This window comes from Methylobacterium sp. WL18 (genome assembly GCF_008040015.1).
Taxonomy (GTDB): domain Bacteria; phylum Pseudomonadota; class Alphaproteobacteria; order Rhizobiales; family Beijerinckiaceae; genus Methylobacterium; species Methylobacterium mesophilicum.
Genome location: NZ_VRVD01000645.1, coordinates 1 through 2,646, shown reverse-complemented (window position 1 = coordinate 2,646; position 2,646 = coordinate 1). Strand labels below are relative to the sequence as shown.

3 protein-coding genes are annotated in these 2,646 nt (G+C 71.4%); all 3 read right to left on the bottom strand.

Translation table 11 applies throughout. From position 1 onward, the window contains the following. Nucleotides 1-1,270: PepSY domain-containing protein (locus FV228_RS26335; protein WP_147857229.1), on the bottom strand; the 1,270-nt coding region annotated here is incomplete at its 3' end. 39 nt (nucleotides 1,271-1,309) lie between these two features. After that, the gene (locus FV228_RS26330) at nucleotides 1,310-1,627 is read right to left on the bottom strand and encodes a hypothetical protein (RefSeq protein WP_238262964.1); all 318 of its coding nucleotides are present in this window, start codon (nucleotides 1,625-1,627) and stop codon (nucleotides 1,310-1,312) included. A gap of 128 nt (nucleotides 1,628-1,755) precedes the next feature. Continuing rightward, nucleotides 1,756-2,646: 1-deoxy-D-xylulose-5-phosphate reductoisomerase (gene dxr / locus FV228_RS26325; protein ID WP_147857227.1), on the bottom strand; the 891-nt coding region annotated here is incomplete at its 5' end.

Genomic DNA, 2,646 nt, shown 5'->3' with positions numbered 1-2,646 from the left:
CCTGCTCGCCGCCACCGCCGCCACGATGTGGTGGGGGCGGCGCGCCGAGTCCGCCAGCCGGGCGCCGCTTCCACCACATCGTGGCGGCGGTGGCGGCGAGCAGGATCGTGGCGAGGCAGAACGCCAGCATGGCGAACTGGTTGATCCGGCCCCAATGCTCTCCCTTATGGATGCCGATCCCGTACTGGATCGCGCGCCCGACCGGGCCCAAATCTTCGAAATGTACGTCGACCAGAGGGTCGCCGGTGTGCTGATCGAGGGAGATCATCCGCTGCTGCGCGACGTCGTGCGGGTAGACGGCGGCCGCATACACGCCGTCGATCCCGACCGGGAGCGCGAGCTCGTAGCCCCGTGGCATCCCAAGCCGAGTGAGGATGTCCGCCGCCTGGTCGATCCCGATCGGTTCCGCCGTCCTACCAGCCGGCAGCGAGCGCGGCACCGGCGCATCCTGCAAGGTCCAGCCTGCATCCGGCAGCCGCGCGCGCAGCGGCACTCTCGAGACCGGTTTGCCGGCCCACAGGATCGCCGGCTGGCCAAGGCCTGCGGCGTTCGACCAGGTCCGGAGCTGCTGCCCCCACCAGATCGACCAGGGTAATCCAGTGATCGCCAGGAACAGCAGGCCGCCGCCGGCCACGAGCCCGGTCACCGCGTGCAGGTCGCGCCACCAGACCCGGCGGCGCGGCGTACCGCGCAGGCTGACGACGCCACCGGCCTGGCCGCGCGGCCACCACAGGTACAGGCCGGTGACGACCAGGATGATGGCGAAGCCCGCCACCAGCTCGACCGCCGCATTGGCGAAAGCGCCGAAGTAGCTGAGGCTGTGCAACTGGCGCACGACCATCATGAACTCGCCGTCGCGGTCCACGCTGTCGAGCACGGAGCCGGTGTAGGGATCGAGGTAGACGAGGCGCTTGCGTCCCCCCTCCGACAGCGTGACCACCGCGGATGCGTCGGGCGAGGCTGGGTCCGCATAGGAGACCAGCACCCCGTCAGGTTCGGCCTGCAGGGCATTGAAGATCAGGCGGTCCGGCCCGAGCGGCGCCGTCGCCTGGACGGGCACGCGGGTCCGGTAGGCGAACAGGCTGCCGTTGATCTCGTCCTTGAACAGGTAGAGCGCCCCGGTGGCCGACAGGGTGATCAGGAACGGCAGGCACAGCAGGCCGGCGTAGAAGTGCCAGCGCCACACGGCACGATAGACGGCCTCGCGGGACGCGCGCAGAGCGGCGACGGCCCCGAACACTGGGGCATCGCCGTGCAGAATAATCGACATGGGAACGGTCCGGGCCTGAACGATCGGGAAGCGGGATCGTCAAGCGGCGGGCGGACCTCGGGCAGAGGTGGCGGTGCGCGGCGGGCCCGTCTTCGGGAGCTCGGCTTCCGGCCGCCAGGCGAGGCGCGAAGCCGGAGCGAACGGCCACGCGACCACCACCGGCTCGGACACGGGCAGCGCGACGCTTCCGGCCTGCACGAGCGTGCAACACGGATGGGCGTGGTGCGCGACAGTCCCGTCGTCCGGCGCCCCGGATCCGTGCTCTGCGCACAGGACCGCACCGGGCAGCCCGACCGCGCGGGCCGGCGTCGCAAAGCCGAGGAAAGCCTGAAGCAACAGCGCGTAGAGCGCGACCATCCCGATGATCGCGCGGCCTTGAACCGTCTGGGGCAGGCACCGGCGCATGGCGCCGTTGTTAGGCGTCCCCGCCGCCCCCCGTCAACGGGAAGCCGAAGCCCGGCAGCAGGTTCCTCCCCGACGCTCGTTCAGCCGGCCGCGCGCAACTCCGGCAGCGCCTCGGCGCTCCAGACCCGGACATGGGCGTCGATAGCCAGCGCCTCGTCCACGTCGGCGGGTGCCGAACGGTACGGGCCGGCGAAGTGTTCGCAGGCTTGCTCGACGATGTCGCTGATCCCGTAGAACCCGATCCGGCCCGCGATGAAGGCCGCCACCGCCACCTCGTTGGCCGCGTTCATCACGGTGGGCGCCGCACCGCCAGCGGCCAGCGCCGCCCGGGCGATGCGCAGGCACGGGAAGCGCTCCTCGTCGGCCGCCTCGAACGTCAGCGCGCCGAGCTTCACGAGATCCAGGGGCCGGCCCCGGGCGATGGTCAGGCGGTCGCCGAGCCCGAGGCAATGCGAGATCGGCACACGCATGTCGGGGAGTGCCAGCTCCGCGGTCACGGCGCCGTCGAGCCAGTAGACGAGGCCGTGGATCACCGATTGCGGGTGCACGACCACGTCCAGGCGCTCGGGCTCGATGCCGAACAGGTGGTGCGCCTCGATCAGCTCCAGGCCCTTGTTCATCAGGCTGGCCGAATCGATGTTGATCTTCATGCCCATCGACCAGGTCGGATGGGCCGCGGCCTCGGTGGCGGAGGCGGCGGCGATCCGCTCCCGGGTCCAGGTCCGGAACGGGCCGCCGGACGCCGTGATCATCATGGTGCGGACATCCGCCAGCGGCCGGCCGGCGAGCGCCTGGCTCAGGGCGTCGTGCTCGGAATCCATCGGCAGGATCGTGGCGCCGTAGCGCGCGGCGTCGCGCATGAAGGCGTCGCCGGCACAGACGAGGCTCTCCTTGTTGGCGAGCGCGACCTTGCGGCCGAGCCGGAGCGCGGCGTGGGTGGATTTCAGGCCGGCGGCGCCGCTCACCGCGGC